The organism is Pseudomonas sp. L7 (genome assembly GCF_046605565.1).
GTDB lineage: Bacteria > Pseudomonadota > Gammaproteobacteria > Pseudomonadales > Pseudomonadaceae > Aquipseudomonas > Aquipseudomonas wayambapalatensis.
On sequence record NZ_CP176784.1, the window covers coordinates 5,223,419 to 5,241,304 of the forward strand.

15 protein-coding genes are annotated in these 17,886 nt (G+C 61.1%); 10 read left to right on the forward strand and 5 right to left on the reverse strand.

Features of this window, described 5'->3' with window-relative positions; all coding sequences use genetic code 11:
* Positions 1–7: 7 nt before the first annotated feature.
* The 4 genes from ACK3BK_RS23875 to ACK3BK_RS23890 all read left to right on the forward strand — a co-directional run bounded on the left by ACK3BK_RS23875 (position 8) and on the right by ACK3BK_RS23890 (position 6,113).
* The gene (locus tag ACK3BK_RS23875; protein WP_411383446.1) at positions 8–442 is read left to right on the forward strand and encodes a DcrB-related protein; all 435 of its coding nucleotides are present in this window, start codon (positions 8–10) and stop codon (positions 440–442) included.
* 9 nt (positions 443–451) lie between these two features.
* Positions 452–4,756 carry an RHS repeat-associated core domain-containing protein gene (locus ACK3BK_RS23880; RefSeq protein WP_411383447.1) on the forward strand — a complete coding sequence of 1,435 codons (4,305 nt, stop codon included), beginning with the start codon at positions 452–454 and terminating at the stop codon, positions 4,754–4,756.
* A gap of 532 nt (positions 4,757–5,288) precedes the next feature.
* Positions 5,289–5,759: a hypothetical protein gene (locus ACK3BK_RS23885; protein WP_186721441.1), complete on the forward strand. Its 471-nt coding sequence runs from the start codon at positions 5,289–5,291 to the stop codon at positions 5,757–5,759.
* A gap of 201 nt (positions 5,760–5,960) precedes the next feature.
* Positions 5,961–6,113 carry a hypothetical protein gene (locus ACK3BK_RS23890; RefSeq protein WP_186665661.1) on the forward strand — a complete coding sequence of 51 codons (153 nt, stop codon included), beginning with the start codon at positions 5,961–5,963 and terminating at the stop codon, positions 6,111–6,113.
* 58 nt (positions 6,114–6,171) lie between these two features.
* On the opposite strand, the gene ACK3BK_RS23895 is transcribed toward ACK3BK_RS23890, so the two are convergent.
* Entirely contained in the window at positions 6,172–7,494 is a 1,323-nt protein-coding gene (locus ACK3BK_RS23895) for an OprD family porin (protein WP_411383448.1), read from the reverse strand.
* 484 nt (positions 7,495–7,978) lie between these two features.
* On the opposite strand from ACK3BK_RS23895, the gene ACK3BK_RS23900 reads away from it, so the two are divergent.
* Both ACK3BK_RS23900 and ACK3BK_RS23905 read left to right on the forward strand, forming a co-directional pair.
* A complete protein-coding gene (locus ACK3BK_RS23900; RefSeq protein WP_411383449.1) occupies positions 7,979–10,081 on the forward strand; it encodes a TonB-dependent receptor in 2,103 nt (700 codons plus the stop codon).
* A gap of 75 nt (positions 10,082–10,156) precedes the next feature.
* Positions 10,157–10,600, forward strand: a complete 444-nt coding sequence (locus tag ACK3BK_RS23905; protein WP_186665657.1) for a hypothetical protein — start codon at positions 10,157–10,159, stop codon at positions 10,598–10,600.
* 70 nt (positions 10,601–10,670) lie between these two features.
* On the opposite strand, the gene secB is transcribed toward ACK3BK_RS23905, so the two are convergent.
* Genes secB through ACK3BK_RS23920 form a run of 3 tightly spaced genes read right to left on the reverse strand, consistent with a single transcriptional unit; the run spans position 10,671 to position 11,862 of the window.
* Complete coding sequence (gene secB, locus ACK3BK_RS23910; RefSeq protein ID WP_186665655.1) at positions 10,671–11,153, reverse strand: protein-export chaperone SecB; 483 nt, start codon at positions 11,151–11,153, stop codon at positions 10,671–10,673.
* A gap of 39 nt (positions 11,154–11,192) precedes the next feature.
* Complete coding sequence (gene grxC / locus ACK3BK_RS23915) at positions 11,193–11,447, reverse strand: glutaredoxin 3 (protein WP_054891214.1); 255 nt, start codon at positions 11,445–11,447, stop codon at positions 11,193–11,195.
* Between the two features lies 1 nt (position 11,448).
* Entirely contained in the window at positions 11,449–11,862 is a 414-nt protein-coding gene (locus ACK3BK_RS23920) for a rhodanese-like domain-containing protein (protein ID WP_186711900.1), read from the reverse strand.
* Positions 11,863–12,068: 206 nt separating this feature from the next.
* On the opposite strand from ACK3BK_RS23920, the gene gpmI reads away from it, so the two are divergent.
* Positions 12,069–13,604, forward strand: coding sequence for a 2,3-bisphosphoglycerate-independent phosphoglycerate mutase (gpmI, locus tag ACK3BK_RS23925; RefSeq protein ID WP_186665652.1), 1,536 nt, complete (start codon positions 12,069–12,071; stop codon positions 13,602–13,604).
* 60 nt (positions 13,605–13,664) lie between these two features.
* Here the strand turns inward: gpmI and ACK3BK_RS23930 are convergent, their stop codons facing one another.
* On the reverse strand, positions 13,665–14,099 hold the full coding sequence (locus ACK3BK_RS23930) for a sn-glycerol-3-phosphate transporter (RefSeq protein ID WP_411384512.1): 435 nt from the start codon (positions 14,097–14,099) through the stop codon (positions 13,665–13,667).
* 295 nt (positions 14,100–14,394) lie between these two features.
* Between ACK3BK_RS23930 and ACK3BK_RS23935 the strand changes: the two genes are divergently transcribed.
* The 3 genes from ACK3BK_RS23935 (at position 14,395) to ACK3BK_RS23945 (ending at position 17,874) form a co-directional block, all read left to right on the forward strand.
* Positions 14,395–15,696 carry a murein hydrolase activator EnvC family protein gene (locus ACK3BK_RS23935; RefSeq protein WP_186721449.1) on the forward strand — a complete coding sequence of 434 codons (1,302 nt, stop codon included), beginning with the start codon at positions 14,395–14,397 and terminating at the stop codon, positions 15,694–15,696.
* 86 nt (positions 15,697–15,782) lie between these two features.
* Complete coding sequence (locus tag ACK3BK_RS23940; RefSeq protein ID WP_186665649.1) at positions 15,783–17,108, forward strand: S41 family peptidase; 1,326 nt, start codon at positions 15,783–15,785, stop codon at positions 17,106–17,108.
* Between the two features lie 7 nt (positions 17,109–17,115).
* Complete coding sequence (locus ACK3BK_RS23945) at positions 17,116–17,874, forward strand: divergent polysaccharide deacetylase family protein (protein ID WP_186665648.1); 759 nt, start codon at positions 17,116–17,118, stop codon at positions 17,872–17,874.
* Positions 17,875–17,886 lie beyond the last annotated feature (12 nt).

Genomic DNA, 17,886 nt, shown 5'->3' on the forward strand with positions numbered 1-17,886 from the left:
CCGAATCATGAACTATCGCCTCAACGAATTTCGCTTCGACCTTCCGACCGATCAGGTGCGAGATACCAGCATCAACATCCTGCGTTTCGAGACACTGGGCACCTCACTGGTAGTCAGCCGCAGCCTGTTGAACGAAGGGGAAACGTTGCAAAGCAACTTCGACGACCAGATCCAGCGATTGCGCCAGCAGGTGCTGGATCTGCGCTTGCAGCCCCCCCGGCCGGTGAAGCTGGGAGCAGATGGAAAACTGGAAGGCATCGAGTTGCAGAGCCAGTTCACCAAGGGCAAAGAGAAGGTTTACCAATATCAACTGGCGCTGTTGCTGCCGGGCTCGCGCAAGATGTTCGCCCTGAGCTACGTGAAGCCGCAGCCATTGGGTGAGGAGGAAGCGGCGCACTGGGCGGCTCTCAAACAGTCGCTCGACTTCGACAACCTCGGCTGAACGACAACCATGTCCGACGCACTCTGGGCTGCGCGCGAAGGCGACGCACTGATGCACACCTCGATGATGGCCGACATCGTCGGCGGTGTACTCGAAGTCGCCGCCACCATCGCCATCGGGGCCTTGGCCACGGCTGCGGTCGGGGCTGCGCTTGGCATCACTGCTGCTACCGGTGGTCTGGGCTGCGTTGTGCTGGGCGCGGTCGTGGGGGTGGTGGTCGGCGTGGCAATGGCCAGCACCGGAGCGGACACCGCACTGAGTCGGTTCTGCGAAGGTATAGGTAACGCGCTTTTTCCACCGACAGTGCAGGCCCACATTGCCAGTGGTTCGCAAAATACCTACATAAACTCAAAACCTGCAGCCCGGGCTGCAGGTGTGGTGTTGCCTCCTCCTGCCGCTGGCCAGGCTGATGAAGGAGAAGAAGAGCAAGAGCAAACCTTCCTCGACATGACGAAGGCGTTCTTTTCGCAAATGTGGCGGCCTACCGTAGCCTCGCCAGCCCCGAACACCGAACCTGCGGACGATGACAAGGTGCTGTGCACCAAGCATCCGGCGATGCCTCCCCAATATATCGCCGAGGGCTCTGGCAAGGTCAGCATCAATGGCCAACCAGCGGCGCGCAGTGGCGATCGCAGCACCTGCGACGCGGTGATCGTCGACTCCGGCCTGATATCGGACAACGTGCGCATTGGTGGCGAGAAAATCGTCGTACGAGAGATCCGCAGCGGTAAGACGCCAGGCATAGGCTTGGCCATCACCGCGCTGATGATGTTGCGTGGCCGTGGGGGCAAGTTCTACAGCAAGTTTGGCTGCATGCTGCTCGGTGGCGCCGCGAGTGTCGTCAGTAGCCAGGTGACCGGGGCACTCACACGTGCCATAACCGGTGCCCCCAACCCGGTGCATGCAGCCACTGGCGCGAAAGTGTTGAGCGGCGAGCAGGAGCTGGACTTCACACTACCGGCGCTGATGCCACTGGTCTGGCAGCGCTTCTATAGCAGCCTGGACGAACGCCAGGACGGTTTGCTCGGCAGAGGTTGGAGCGTTCCCTACGAAGTCTGCGTGAACCTGATCGCCGATTTGGATGACGGAGAACGCCTGCTGTACACGGATGAGCAGGCGCGGATCATCGATATGGGCACGATCCCCCCAGGCGACGCAGTATTCAGTGCCGGCGAAGGTTTGAGCGTAAGACGCGCGGCTGATGGCGAGTTGTTGATCGAGGATATGGACGGCCTCTATCGATTATTCGAACCCTCCCCAATAGATCCCCAACGCCTGCGCCTGCGCCTGTTGGGTGACCGCAATGACAATCGGGTGCACCTTCGGTACGACGAGCATGGTCGCCTGATCGGGCTCGATGACACGTACGGCGCTACCAGAATGGAATTGCGCTATAGCTCCCGATGGCCCTCTCGCGTCTCCGAGATTGTTCGCGTGTACAGTGACGGGAGCAACGAATCGCTGGTCTGTTATGACTACGACGCGTTCGGAGAGCTCGCTGAAGTCAGGGATGGCAGCGGCCAAGTGCAGCGGCTTTTCGTCTATGGTGAACACCGGCGACTGATTGAACACCGGAACGCTTCGGGATTAGTTTGTCACTATGAGTGGCAAGCCCTCGGCGATGAATGGCGCGTCTGTCGGCACTGGACTTCCGAGGGTGATCAATACCAGTTTTCCTACGACCTGATCGCCGGGCTGACCCATGTTACGGACAGCCTGCAACGCACTCATACGCATCGCTGGAACAACCAATATCAAGTCGTGGAACACACCGACGCCCTGGCGAACACCTGGCATTTCGAATGGAACGATGAACGTCAGCTGTTGGGCGCGGTAGACCCTCAAGGCGGACGCTGGCAATACTTCTATGATGAATCCGGCAACCTGACCGAGACGGTGGATCCGCTCGGGCGCAGCGAATCCACGTATTGGCTGGAACATTGGGCGCTACCCAGAGAGCAAGTCGACCGCGCTGGGAATCGCTGGAAATACCGCTATGACCCGCGTGGCAACTGCACCCGTGAAGAAGACCCTGAAGGACATCTGACGCGGTTTCGCCATGACCCTCACGGCAGGATGGTCGAGATGGTCGACGCTGCGGGAAAAACAAGATCACAGCGCTGGAACGACCTGGATCAAGTCATCGAGACAGTCGATTGCACGGGCTCCGTTACTCATTACAGCTACGACCACCGCGGCCATCTAGCACAGGTGACGGATGCAGAGGGCTGCACGACTCGATACAGCCATGACGCACAAGGCAGGTTGCAGTCCATCACTCGGCCAGACGGTACGCACGAGCAGTACCAGCGTGCAGCCGATGGCGCCCTGATTGCCCATGTGAACGCGACTGGCCATACCACGCGCTACTCATACACAGCACGCGGACAGCTCAGCCGCCAAGTTGACGCGGCCGGCCGTAGCGTGCGTTTCGAGTACGATCACTACGGCCGACTGGTAGAGCTCGTCAACGAAAACGGCGAAGCTTATCGATTCTCCTGGGACGCGTGTGACCGCCTGGCAATGCAACGCGATCTGGGGGGTAGTCACAAGACCTATAGCTATGACGCTCTGGGCAATCTGATACGGCTGGTGTTCCACCCAGCGCCAGAGAGCCCCGATACTCCTGTCGCCCACCAGCTCGAACGCGATGCCATCGGTCGGCTCGTGGCCAAGATCACCTCCGATGGCCGCACGGAGTACCGGTTTGATGCCTTGGACCAGTTGCTCGCGGTGCAGACCATTGCCCTGGACGGCAACTCCCAGACGCTGAGCTATGTCTATGACAAGCTGGGGCATGTGCTCGAGGAGCACACACCACATGGCACACTTGGCTATTCCTACGACGAGCTGGGTAATCAGACCAGGCTCATTCTTCCCGATGGTCGTTCGATCAACCGCTTGATGTATGGCTCGGGCCATCTGCATCAACTGAACCTCGATGGGCACGTCATCGCCGACTTCGAGCGCGATCGGCTGCATCGAGAAATCAATCGTACCCAGGGACGCCTGCTGTACCGCAGCGATTACGACCAACTGGGTCGGCTTCGCAGCCGTGGCAATCACGCAAGCGATCCGACATCCGCCACTTTGGCTAACGCACGTCGGCACTACAGCTATGACGGCGCCGACAATCTGATCCAGGTGGAGGAGTTTCACGCCACAGGCAACACGCTTGAGACCATTGCCTACGACGTTACGGCCAGGGTGCGCTCAAGCTATGCCTCATCTGGTGGTCGTCAAGAACAGTTCAATTACGACCCCGCCGCAAACCTGCTCGACGGAATCAACAACTCTTCGGTTCAGTACAACCAACTGCTGAAGTATCAGGACAAGCGCTATCGCTACGACGGCTTCGGGCGCCTGATTGAAAAGGTCAGCAGCGCACGAGGCGTCCAACGCTTTCGCTACGACGCTGAGCACAGACTGGTGGAAGTCCGCACCCTGCATGCCGGTCGAGAAACCTGCGTAAGGATGCACTACGACCCACTAGGCAGACGCGTTGCCAAGGAACAATACGATGTACGCGGCCTTCTGCTGGGAAGAACCGACTTCCTGTGGGATGGCCTGCGTCTGCTGCATGAGCGCCGCAACGGTCGAAACAGTCTGTACCTGTATGCAGAATCTGGCCACGAACCCCTTGCACGCGTCGATGGGAACGGCGCCCATCAACGCATACTGCATTTTCACAACCACCTCAACGGTCTGCCATATCGTCAGACCGACGAAGATGGACAGACCCAATGGGAAGCTACCTATCGGGTGTGGGGCAACACTGCCGCCGAGCGCTGCAACCCAGACCAGGGCATGGAGCAGAACCTGAGGTTCCAAGGCCAGTACCTGGACCGTGAGACAGGACTGCATTACAACACCTTCAGATTCTATGATCCCGACATCGGACGCTTTACCCAGCCGGATCCGATAGGGTTGGCGGGGGGGTGGAACCTTTACCGCTATGCTCCCAATCCGTTTATGTGGATTGACCCGCTAGGGTGGGAGACTGTCCTCTACCGCTCCATGAGCATGGAAGAATATAACGGACTTATGCGAACCGGCACGTGGACATCGAATGGCACCATGGAAGGAAAATGGTTTGCTGAGTCATACAAAGATGCTGTGACATGGGGTAAGACGATGGGCCACGGCGGAGACTTCAAAATCGTTCAGGTCAAGGTTCCTGACAAACTTGCCAATGCAGCGTTCTCCTCCAGCAATTTGGACAGTATTGGCAAAGCCAGATACATAGAAATTGCAGATTTGAATCGTGCTCGCATCAAGCCACGTTGGACGCGGGGTATCTCTTGTGGAAAGTGATCAACCAATGAACAGACCTGTTCACGTAACCATATACTGGCGAAATGTAAGTGACGGCGGTAAGGCCCAGCTTCCCCTCAACCACCCCTACTACGTCATCACCGCTCCGATTGAAGGCCCTGACGGCTCACGGGCGGCCTGGAGTGTTGTACTTGAGGTCACGAAGAATCACCAATCACGTGACAGCAGAATAGGAACCGGAACCGCGCGCTTCCTTGCCCCCAATGCCCCCAGGGACCTGTTATGCCCTGGCAGTACGCTGGAAGTCTACGAGGGACGACGGGCCGTAGCGCGCCTCGAGTTTGACGCCAGGGGGACGCCCACCTGAACGTCCTCAAGTCGGCCAAGATCTATCTGCGCAATTCGGGCATCAGCAAGCTCAGTATCAGAAGATGTCGGTCGGGTACTCGACGAACATGGGAGCTTCGTTGCCGTCGTCGTTGTAGCGGTCCTGCCGTACCGCGTTGTTTGCCCGAATTCCATGGGCATCCGATCTCGCAGGCAGACCACATGAGCTATCTGAAATAAAAATATGAACATCATCCAAACGATTGTGCAGCAACACGCACTGATGGCTCTGCGTATCCCTACCGGTTGGTCGATCTCGAAAAATGACTTCGTCGATATCGGCCCTGACATTCTGGAAACAATCGACGATGAGCATGTGCGCTTTCTGGTCACACAGAATTTTTTCGCCGATAACATATTCATGGCGAGCAGTGAGCGAACACTCGATAGCGGCGTCCCTATTTCCGCCACTTTGGACATCTGGTGCAGAGCACCGGATGAAGAACGCATGATCGAGTATCAGGCTTCGATAAATGTGTACAAAGGCAAGAAGAAAACGTCTATTTTCTCACTGACCTGCACCACTGAAAATCGTTATGAAGCACGAGAGATGATTGATCGCTGGGCCACCGCATTCACGTGGAAAGTCCTGTTTGAATTTGAAAGTGCAGGATTGCCGATCGAGCATTACTTTTCAGCCGAGCAACATCATTGAACAGGCCTGTTCATGTAATCATATACTGGCGAAATGTAAGTGACGGCGGTAAAACCCAGTTGCCCCTCAACCAACCCTGCTACGTCATCACCTCCCCGATTGAAGGTCCTGATGGCTCACAGGCCGCCTGGAGTGTTGTACTTGAGGTCACTGAAAATCACCAATCACGTGACAGCAGAATAGGAACTGGAACCGCGCGTTTTGCAGCGTTTCACCAATCAGGGTCTGGCGCCGAGCAGCTCGCGCTCGTCGGACTGGAGCTATCCGGTGGATTTCTGGACCGGGGCAAACGGCGTGGACGCCGACGCGATGGAATATTGGTTCGGCGACTATCCGCAACTGCTGGCGCGCTAGCCTTGAAACGAAACAGCCCCGGCAAATGCCGGGGCTGTTTGGTTACGCCAGATCAGTATCAGAAGATGCTGATCGGGTACTCGACGAATACGCGAACTTCGTTGCCGTCGTCGTTGTAGCCGTTCTGCTGGACGGCGTTGTTGGTGCGAACCCACGAGCCGCGCAGCTTGACCGACAGGTCCTTGGCTGGACCTTCCTGAACCACGTAACGAAGCTGGTTGAAGATCTCGCGCTCCTTGCCTTCGCCGAAGCCCTGAGGATTGCTCAGGTTGCGGGTGTTGATGTTGTCACCCACCACGTAAGCGATCTTGTAGGTCAGGCCCGGGATGCCGAAGGCACCGAAGTCCAGGCCGTAGCCCAGTTGCCAGGAACGCTCGTCTTCGGCGTTGAAGTCGGACCAGTACGAGTTGGCCAGGTAGATGGTCGAACCGCCGTCACCCACGCCCCATGGCTGGTTCTTGTAACCGCCATAGTTGTAGCCGGTGCTGCCGGTGTTGCGCTGGTGCGCCAGGGTGATCGAGTGTGGGCCGAAGGCGTAGGTGGCCGCCAGGCTCCAGATGGTGTTGCTGTCGCCGTTCAGTTCGGCGCGCTGGACGAACTGCTTGTTCAGGCTCGACTTGTAGCCGTTGAAGTCCAGGGTCAGGGACTGGTCGGCCGCAATCGGGAAGACGTAGTTCAGGCCCAGGTAATGCTTGCGCATCACGTCTTCGTTGTCGGCGGTGTACAGCGACGCGGTGAAGTTTTCGGTGAACTTGTAGCTACCACCGAAGACGTTGATCGACTTCAGTGCGCCGCTGTCACGGCCCTGGGCGCTCTTGCGCGCTTCCTGGGTGAAGCGACCCGCGTTCAGTTCCAGGCCCTTGATCTCCTTGGAGGTCAGCAGGGCGCCGGTGAAGCTTTCTGGCAGCAGACGCGAATCGTCGTACTGCAGAACCGGAAGAGCCGGCATCTGGTCACCGTACTTCAGCACGGTGTTGGAGATGCGGAACTTGATCGCCGCGCCGCCACGGGCCAGGTCGTTGGCTGCGGAGCTGCGGCCGTCGGCATCGACGGTGTTCTCACGCTTGAAGAAGTCGATACCGGCGCCGCCGTTACGACCCTTGCCACCATCCAGACGCACGGCGTACAGGCCGAAGGCGTCGACACCGACACCCACGGTGCCTTGAGTGAAGCCGGAGGAGAAGTTGGCGATCACGCCCTGGCCCCACTGGGACTGGTCGTTGGTGTTGTGCTTCTTGTCACGGTTGATGAAGGCGTTGCGCAGGAGGACGTTGGCGTGGCTGTCCTCGATGAAGCCCTTGCTTTCGGCCTGGTCGTTGGCCTGGGCCTGAGTGGCGGCGATGAGTGCCAGCGCTACCAGGCTGATCCTTGTATTCAACATGTTGTTTTCCTTATTACCGAATCAGAACGCTCTGCTACCTAAAACGCCAGGAACCAACGCCCCTTCGTAGGTTCGACGCTTGTATCCAAACTGAAAACCCCGCTCCTTTTGCAGGTAGCGGGCTTCGTCCGGCGCTCGGCCAACTGATGGCCGGCAGGCGTAGAGGCCGAATCCTAGCCGCGTGTGCTTCGCAATGTCAAAAAAACGTGAAATGAAGGTTGATATAACCAAATTAAAGGCCAGAGCTGGTGCAAATCTGTGCTGAATCGCAGGACAGACAGTTATTCCCTCTCTTTTCTGTACTTTCGTACAGACAGCCTACTCTTGGTTGACTTGACAAAAACACGCGCATAAAAGCGAATAATTACCAGTTACAAATTGATACATTCGTAAATCTTCATCTTTACAAATAGCCAGGCAAGAGCAAATAGCAAGCATTAACATTCGCATCCTTTTCACAACAACCTCTGCTGGATGCCTGCCGATGCTTGCCCCCTGCCGCTTGTCTCCCCTGTCCCTGGGCCTGTCGCTGATGTTCAGCGTAGGCCTTGCCAGCGCTGCCACCACGACCCTGCCTGAACTCTCGGTCACCGCCGAAAGCGAACGCGAGCGCGATAACCCGCGGGTCAAGGACGTCAGCACCGCCACCCGCACCTCGACCCCGGTGCGCTACGTCCCGCAGGCCATCGACACGGTGAAGACCGCCAACGTCCTGGACTACGGCACCAACAGCCTGGGCAAGGCACTGGAGGGCATCCCCAACGTCAGCAGCGGTGCCGACACTCGCTTCGACAGCCTGCGCATCCGCGGCTTCGACGCCAGCAACGACTTCTATCTGGACGGCGTGCGTGATGACAGCCAGTACGTGCGCGACCTGCACAACATCGAGCGTATCGAGGTGCTCAAGGGCCCGGCAGCGGTGCTCTATGGCCGCGGCAGCCAGGGTGGCATCGTCAACCGGGTGAGCAAGGCGCCGGAGCATGGCCGTCGCTCGACCCTCGAAGCCCAGGGCGGCAGCGAGGATCTGCGCAGCCTGTACGCCGACCTCAGTGCCGACCTCAACGACGACATCAGCGTGCGCCTGAACATGGGCAATCAGGACAACAACAGTTTCCGCGATGGGGTCGATGGCAACCGCCAACTGTTCGCCCCGTCGCTGAGCTGGCAACTGAGCCCCGACCTGAACTGGCTGGTGCAGTACGAATACAGCCGCTACAACCGCACCCCGGATCGCGGCATTCCGGGTGTCGGCGGCCGTCCGGCAGATGTCGGGCGCAGCACCACCTATGGCGACACGCAGCGCGACTTCATCGATGACAAGTCGCAGTCGCTGCGCTCGCGCCTGAACTACCAACTCAGCGACAACTGGCAACTGCGCCACACGCTGAGCCTGTTCAAGCTCGACAGCGATTTCGACAACACCTACCTCACCGGCTACACCCCGAGCACCAACCTGGTGACCCGCCAGCGCTGGCAGCAGGACTTGAACACCCGCAACCTGTTCAACAACCTCGAGGCCGAGGGTGATGTCAGCACCTGGGGTCTGGAGCACAAGCTGCTGCTGGGTCTGGAGTTCGGTAACCAGCGCCGCGACCCGCGCCTGTACACCGCCCTGGCGGCGAACGCCGGTGGCCAGGCAGTACCACCGCTGAACCTGAACAATCCCAACCGACGCCTGCAGCACAACGGCCCGATGGTGCCGTCGAGCTACAACCATACCGTGGTCGACAGCCGTGGCGTCTACCTGCAGGACCAGATCCGCCTCAACGAGCAATGGCAGATCCTCGCAGGCGTGCGCTTCGACCAGTTCGAGGTGGAAACCACCAACAAGCTGCGGGGCATTTCCGAGAAGCAGGACGACAACAGCACCAGCCCGCGCCTGGGCGTGGTCTATTCGCCCTGGCAGGAGCATTCGTTCTACGCCTCCTGGAGCAAGACCTATTCCCCGGTCGGCGGCGGCCTGATCGGCATCACCCCCGGCGCTGCCGGCAACACCAACGAAACCGCTCCGGAGAACACCCGCCAGAAGGAAATCGGGGTCAAGAGCGACTGGTTCGACGAGCGCCTGAGCACAACCCTTGCCGTCTACGAGCTGGAGCTCTACAACCGCCGCACCACCGATCCGGACAACCCAGGCATCACCATCCTCACCGGCCTGCAACGCTCGCGAGGCATCGAGCTGACGGCCCAGGGCAATGTGGTCGGCAACTGGTACGTGCGCGGCGGCATCGGCGTGCAGGATGCCATCATCGCCAAGGACAACGGCGGCCTGGAAGGCAACCGGGTAAACAACGTGGCGCGACGCAACGCCAGCCTGTTCGTGACCTGGAAGCCGGAGCTGGGCTGGTACGCCGAAACCGGCCTGACCCTGGTCGGCGACCGCTATGCCGATAACCAGAACACCACGGTGCTGCCAGGCTACGGTCGCTGGGATGCGCTGGCCGGGTTCCGCACCCACGACTGGGACGTTCGCGCTGCGCTGAACAACATCACCGACAAGACCTACTACAGCTCGGCGACCAGCGCCGCGCAGATCCAGTTCGGCGATCCGCGCAGCCTGGTGGTGACAGGCACCTACAGCTTCTGACCGATGGGCTCTATCCAGAAGCGCGCCAACTAGGCTTCAATACGCGTTTTTTCGGACACCCCCAAGGATTCACCCATGGCCTCCAACACCAAGCAACAGAAACGCGCCAAGCGCGCCGCCTCCAAGGCCAAGCAGAACCGTATGGTCCGCGGCGGCCAGGCGGTCAAGGCCAGCGCGGGCGAGAGCACCAGCGTCGAGCAGGTGTACAGCAAGGCCATGGAATCCGGCAGCTATGACGCGCTGTTCAAGAAGATGAAGGAAGCCCAGGAAACCGGCCTGGTGGCGATGATCTCGGTGTTCCTGGTCGATCCGCTGCTGGCGCTGGTGCTCAAGGGGCACAAGGAAGAGCACGCCACCGACTACATCGTCCTGGTGTTTACCGCTTACCGCGCCTGGCTCGATGGCGCTGATGAAGCGGCCACCATGGCCTGGCTGGAAAGCGACGAGTTCCAGGACGCCTACGTGGCAGCGTCGGAGGCGGTGGCCAAGCAGCAGCAACAGCAGAAGCAGTTCGGCTGAAACTCGGCGTGCGCCCATAAAAAAACCCTCGGGTCGATCCCGAGGGTTTTTTTGTGTCGCGCGAAAACTATTACTGCAGGGAAGGCGCTTCGCCAGCTTCCTGCATGCGCTGCAGCTCCTGGGCGTACAGGGCATCGAAGTTCACAGGCGACAGCATCAGCGCCGGGAACGAGCCGCGGGTGACCAGGCTGTCGAGGGTTTCACGCGCATACGGGAACAGGATGTTCGGGCAGAACGCACCCAGGGTGTGGCTCATCGACGCTGCGTCCAGGCCCGAGATCAGGAAGATGCCCGCCTGCTGAACTTCAGCGATGAAGGCGACTTCTTCACCGTTCTTGACGGTAACCGACAGGGTCAGCACGACTTCGTGGAAGTCGCCTTCCAGGGCCTTCTGACGAGTATTCAGGTCCAGCGCGACGCTCGGTTCCCACTGCTGGCGGAAGATCTGCGGGCTTTTCGGGGCTTCGAACGACAGGTCACGCACGTAGATGCGCTGCAGGGAGAATTGTGGGTTGTTCTCTTCGGCGGCGCCGTTGTTCTGTTGGTCAGTCATGGCAGATCCTTTTCTGAAAATGGTTGAAAGAGGCGTGAATCAGGCCTCGAGCAGGGCGTCGAGCTTGCCCGAGCGCTCCAGCGCAAACAAGTCATCGCAACCGCCAACGTGGGTGCTGCCGATCCAGATCTGCGGCACCGAGGTACGCCCGGCCTTCTGCGCCATCTCGGCGCGCAGCTGCGGCTTGCCGTCGACGCGGATTTCCTCGAACGCCACCTGCTTGCTCGCCAGCAGCTGCTTGGCGCGCATGCAGTAGGGGCAGTAGTCGCTGGAGTAGACGATGACGGGCTTCATATCACTTCACCAGGGGCAGGTTATCGGCTTTCCAGCTGGACACGCCACCGCTGAGCTTGGCAGCGGTGAAGCCAGCCTTGAGCAGCTCACGGCAGACGGTGCCGGACTGCTGGCCCATCGCATCGACGATGATCAGGGTCTTTTCTTTGTGCTTTTCCAGCTCGGCAATGCGGCCGACGACTTTGTCCTGCGGAATGTTCAGCGCCCCGACGATGTGGCCGGCGGAGTATTCCTTGCTTGGACGGATATCGATCACCACGCCCTTCTCGGCGTTGACCAGCGCGGTCAGCTGGCCGTTGCTCAGGCTCTGGCCGCCGCGGCGGATTTCATTGACCAGCAGCAGGATCAGCAGGACGAAGAAGATCGCAACCAGGATGAAGTGATCTGTCGCGAATTGAATCAAGTGAGCAACCATCAGGGGTGTTCCAGGCGATTGAAAATGCCGGCCAGTATACACAGCCACCCATGCCCGCCAAAGCCCGCCGGGCCGGCTCGGAACCAGCCTTCATCTGCAACCCGTCGGGACGCTGGTCGTGCGAACCGACGAATATTCGCCGTCGCTGGCCGATTTGCCCTAAAATGCGTGTCTTTATCATCTTTGAACAACCGTGAGTTTGATTGATGACGAGCACGCCCAAGCCCCTGGTCCTGATCATCCTGGATGGTTTCGGTCACAGCGAAAGCCCCGAATACAATGCCATCTACGCCGCCAACACACCGGTCTATGACCGCCTGCGCGCCACCCAGCCGCATGGCCTGATCTCCGGTTCCGGCATGGATGTCGGCCTGCCGGACGGGCAGATGGGCAACTCCGAAGTCGGTCACATGAACCTCGGCGCCGGCCGTGTGGTGTACCAGGACTTCACCCGGGTCACCAAGGCCATCCGCGACGGCGAGTTCTTCGAAAACCCGGTGCTCACCGGCGCCGTTGACAAGGCAGTCGCCGCCGGCAAGGCCGTGCACCTGCTGGGCCTGCTCTCCGACGGCGGCGTGCACAGCCACCAGGACCACATCGTCGCCATGGCCGAACTGGCCGCGCAGCGTGGCGCCGAGAAAATCTACCTGCACGCCTTCCTCGACGGTCGCGACACCCCGCCGCGCAGCGCCCAGTCGTCCATCGAACTGCTCGATGCGACCTTCGCCAAGCTGGGCAAGGGCCGCATCGCCAGCCTGATCGGCCGCTACTACGCCATGGACCGTGACAACCGCTGGGACCGCGTCAGCGCTGCCTACAATCTGATCGTCGACAGCACCGCCGAATACAGCGCAGACAGCGCCGTGGCTGGGCTGGAAGCAGCCTATGCACGTGATGAGAGCGACGAATTCGTCAAGGCCACCCGCATCGGCGAGGCGGTCAAGGTCGAAGACGGCGACGCGGTGATCTTCATGAACTTCCGCGCCGACCGCGCCCGCGAACTGTCGCGGGTGTTCGTCGAGGCCGACTTCAACGAGTTCCCCCGTGCGCGCCTGCCGAAGCTCGCGGCCTACATCGGCCTGACCCAGTATTCGGCGAAGATCCCCGCCCCTGCCGCCTTCGCCCCAGCCAGCCTGAACAATGTGCTGGGCGAGTACCTGGCCAAGAACGGCAAGACCCAGCTGCGCATCGCCGAGACCGAAAAGTACGCCCACGTGACCTTCTTCTTCTCCGGCGGGCGTGAAGAACCCTTCGAAGGCGAAGAGCGCATCCTCATTCCGTCGCCGAAAGTCGCCACCTACGACCTGCAGCCCGAAATGAGCGCACCGGAAGTGACCGACCGTATCGTCGAGGCCATCGAGCAACAGCGTTACGACGTGATCGTGGTCAACTACGCCAACGGCGACATGGTCGGGCACACCGGCGTGTTCAGTGCTGCGGTCAAGGCGGTCGAGGCGCTGGATGGCTGTGTCGGGCGCATCGTCCAGGCGCTGGACAAGGTGGGGGGCGAAGCGCTGATCACCGCCGACCACGGCAACGTCGAGCAGATGGAAGACGAGTCCACTGGCCAGGCGCACACTGCCCACACCACCGAGCCGGTGCCGTTCATCTATGTCGGCAAGCGCAGCGTCAAAGTCCGTGAGGGCGGCGTGCTGGCCGACGTGGCACCGACCATGCTCAAGCTGCTGGGCCTGGAAAAGCCGGCGGAGATGACCGGGACGTCGATTCTGCTCGACGCCTGAGCCCGCGCTGTAAAGAAAAGCCCGATGCCATGGCATCGGGCTTTTTCATTTTCGAAGGCTCTACCGGAAGTGGTAGCCGACGTTGACCATCATTGCATTGGTCCCCAGCAGCACCGCCTCCAGGCCGACAGGCCCCAGGCGCGTGCCCAGCGATGGAATGATCACGGGCGCGACACCGAAGCGATTGAGCGGAATCTTGTCCCGGTACTCCCCGCGATAGCCATGCAGCAGGCCCGCGCTGACCTTGGCATACACCGGCCAGTGGTCATGGTGCCAGGCCTTGCCGCCGTATGCGTACACCGAACGCTGCCGATACGAGTTGCGAAAGGTCGCCGCGCCGTACAACAGGCCATCGGCACGATTGCGTTCCAGGCCGATCAGTTCCTGACGCTCGCTGTGCTCGGGATTGGGATTGAAATGCCGGGTGTAGACGCTGGTCTGCAGGTACCAGCTATCCTCCTGCACCGCCAGCGCGGGCACCGATGTTGCGACCATGATCAGGACGGTGCCGCACAACAGCCAGCGGCGCGGGGGGGCGGAGCGTTTGGGCGTAGGCATGCTTGAGTCTCACACAACGATTGGCGGGCGGGCTTTGAGGACGCCCAATCACAATGGTATCGAGCAAGACTCACGTAACCAGATACGTATGTTTCCCGTTTTTTCAGGGTTTAGTCCGATGCATCACCGGACTTTCCTGACAAACGCTTGCCTTGAGGCGCCGGGAGGCGTTTTTTTTGCGCGCCCGGGCGGGCATACTAGGCCAGTCTCCATCCCTGGTACGCCCGATTCCATGCGCCGCGCCCTCATACTCCTAGCCCTGTCATGCCTGCTCAGTCCGGCGTTCGCCGACGAGCGCGCGCAGACCCAGCAACAACTGGACGCCACGCGCCAGGACATCGCCGAGCTCAAGAAAATGCTGGGCAAGCTCCAGGAAGAGAAAGCCGGCGTGCAGAAAGACCTCAAGTCCACCGAGACCGATATCGGCAATCTCGAGAAACAGGTGGAGGGTCTGCAACAAGAGCTAAAAAAGACCGAGGGCGAGCTGGAGCGCCTTGACCACGAGAAAAAAAAACTCCAGAGCGCCCGCGTTGAACAACAACGACTGATCGCGATCCAGGCCCGCTCCGCTTACCAGAACGGTCGCGAGGAGTACCTCAAGCTGTTGCTCAACCAGCAGAATCCCGAGAAGTTCGCCCGCACCCTCACGTACTACGACTACCTGAGCAAGGCGCGCCTGGAGCAACTGCGCACCTTCAACGAAACCTTGCGCCAGTTGGCCAATGTCGAACTGGAAATTTCCGGCCAGCAGGAACAACTGATGGCCCAGCGCGCCGACCTCGACAGCCGCCGCCAGGCACTGGAGGCCGAGCGCAGAAAGCGCCAGCAGGTACTGGCCAAGCTCAACAGCGACGTCAAGGATCGCGACCAGAAGCTCCAGGCCCGCGAGCAGGACCAGGCCGACCTTGCCAAGGTGCTCAAGACCATCGAGGAAACCCTCGCCCGCCAAGCCCGCGAAGCCGAGGAAGCGCGGCAGAAGGCGCTGCTGGCCAAGCAGGAAGAAGAGAAGCGGCGCAAGGAGCAGGCCCTGGCCGACGCTCGCCGCGACGAGCAGCAAGAGCCACAAGCGCCACCGAAAAAGGCCCGCACCGTGCTCGGCCCGCTGGTGTCCAGCGATGGCGCCAACTACGGCGGTGCATTTTCTGCGGCCCGGGGAAAACTTCCATGGCCAGTCAATGGTCGATTGCTGGCACGCTTCGGCGACACGCGAGGCGGTGATGCCCGCGCCAAGTGGGACGGCGTGATGATCAGCGCCAGCGCCGGCACCCAGGTGCGCGCCGTACATGGCGGGCGCGTGGTGTTCGCCGACTGGTTGCGCGGCGCTGGACTTCTGGTCATTCTCGACCATGGTAATGGTTATCTCAGCCTGTACGGCCATAACCAGAGCCTGCTCAAGAGCGCCGGCGACATCGTCAAGGCCGGCGAAGCCATTTCCACCGTCGGCGACAGCGGTGGCCAGGACAGCGCAGGTCTGTACTTCGCGATTCGCCAGCAGGGGCGGCCTACCGACCCTGCGCAATGGTGCCGAGGCTAGGCACCGCAACATTTACGGTAAGGCCCGACAGCGGGCCGCACCGATGCTCCTCCGGGAGCGCCTACAGGATCAGGAGTTCGTTCGACATGCTGCACTCGTCTCGCCTCACCCCGCTGGCCCTGACCATCGCCCTGGTCGTCGGCGCGCCTCTGGCCAGTGCCGCAGAGCCGGTCAAGCCCGCCAAGGCGGCTGCCGTGCCGGCCACCGAGGTGACGGCCAAGGCGCCGCTGCCGCTGGACGAACTGCGCACCTTCGCCGAGGTCATGGACCGCATCAAGGCGGCCTACGTCGAGCCGGTGGACGACAAGACCCTGCTGGAAAACGCCATCAAGGGCATGCTCAGCAACCTCGACCCGCACTCGGCCTACCTCGGCCCTGAAGACTTCCAGGAGCTGCAGGAAAGCACCAGCGGCGAGTTCGGCGGCCTGGGCATCGAGGTTGGCATGGAGGACGGCTTCGTCAAGGTGGTCTCACCCATCGACGACACCCCGGCATCACGCGCCGGCATCGAGGCAGGCGACCTGATCGTCAAGATCAACGGCGCCCCGACCCGCGGCCAGACCATGACCGAAGCGGTCGACAAGATGCGCGGCAAGATCGGCCAGAAGATCACCCTGACCCTGGTACGCGATGGCGGAACACCATTCGATGTGACGCTGGCCCGCGCGGTCATCCAGGTCAAGAGCGTGAAGAGCCAGCTGCTCGAGAACGACTACGGCTATATCCGCATCACCCAGTTCCAGGTCAAGACCGGCGAAGAGGTCGGCAAGGCGTTGGCCAAGCTGCGCAAGGATAACGGCAAGAAGCTGCGCGGCCTGGTCCTGGACCTGCGCAACAACCCCGGCGGCGTCCTGCAGTCGGCCGTGGAAGTGGCCGACCACTTCCTCACCAAAGGCCTGATCGTCTACACCAAGGGCCGTATCGCCAACTCCGAGCTGCGCTTCTCCGCCGACCCGGCCGACGCCAGCGAGGGTGTACCGCTGGTGGTGCTGATCAACGGCGGCAGCGCCTCGGCTTCGGAGATCGTCGCCGGCGCCCTGCAGGATCAGAAACGCGGCGTGCTGATGGGCACCGACAGCTTCGGCAAGGGCTCGGTACAGACCGTGCTGCCACTGGCCAACGACCGTGCGCTGAAGCTCACCACCGCGCTGTACTTCACCCCCAACGGACGATCGATCCAGGCACAGGGTATCGTGCCGGACATCGAAGTACGCCAGGCCAAGCTCACGGCCGAAGCCGACACCGACAACTTCAAGGAAGCCGACCTGCAAGGGCACCTGGGCAACGGCAACGGCGGCGCCGACCGCCCGACCGGCAGCAGCAAGCGTACCGAGCGCCCGCAGGACAACGATTTCCAGCTCAGCCAGGCACTCAGCCTGCTCAAGGGCTTGAACATCACCAAGGGTGATTGATACCTGCATGCGTTTTCTGCTGTTCACGCTGTTCTGCCTGATGGCCGGTGTCGCACATGCGGCGCCGGCCTACATGAGCATCATCATCGACGACCTGGGCCAGAACAGCGAACGCGACAGCCGCACCCTCGCCCTGCCCGGTCCGGTCACCCTGGCGATCATGCCCGACACCCCGCACGCCACCGATTTCGCCCGCCAGGCCCACAAGGCCGGGCGTACGGTGATCCTGCACATGCCCATGGACCCGGCCACCGGCCCCTACGCCTGGCACCCGGGCCTGCCCATCGAAGAACTGGCCCGCAGGCTCGATGCAGCCCTGCTCAAGGTGCCGTTCGCCGCTGGCATCAACAACCACATGGGCAGCCGCATGACCGCACAGCGCGACGCCATGGCCTGGTTGATGGGCAACCTGCAGGAGCGCGAGCTGTTCTTCGTCGACAGCCGTACCAGCGCTGCCACGGTGGCGGCGGCCCAGGCCCAGGCGATCGGATTGGCGCATGTCTCGCGGGACGTATTCCTGGATGACGTGCGCACCCCCGAAGCCATCGCCGCTCAATTGCGCCAAGGCATCGAGCTTGCACGCAAGCAAGGCTCGGCGGTGCTGATCGGCCACCCCTACCCGCAAACCCTCGAAGTGCTCGAACGAGAGATGCCCGGGCTCAAGCGCCAGGGCATCGAGTTGATCGAACTGCGCCAGATGATCGCCGAGCGCAGCAACCAGGCCATGCCGGCGCACGGTCGCAACGGTCGATACAGCAACCGTTGATCCGCGCGCCGT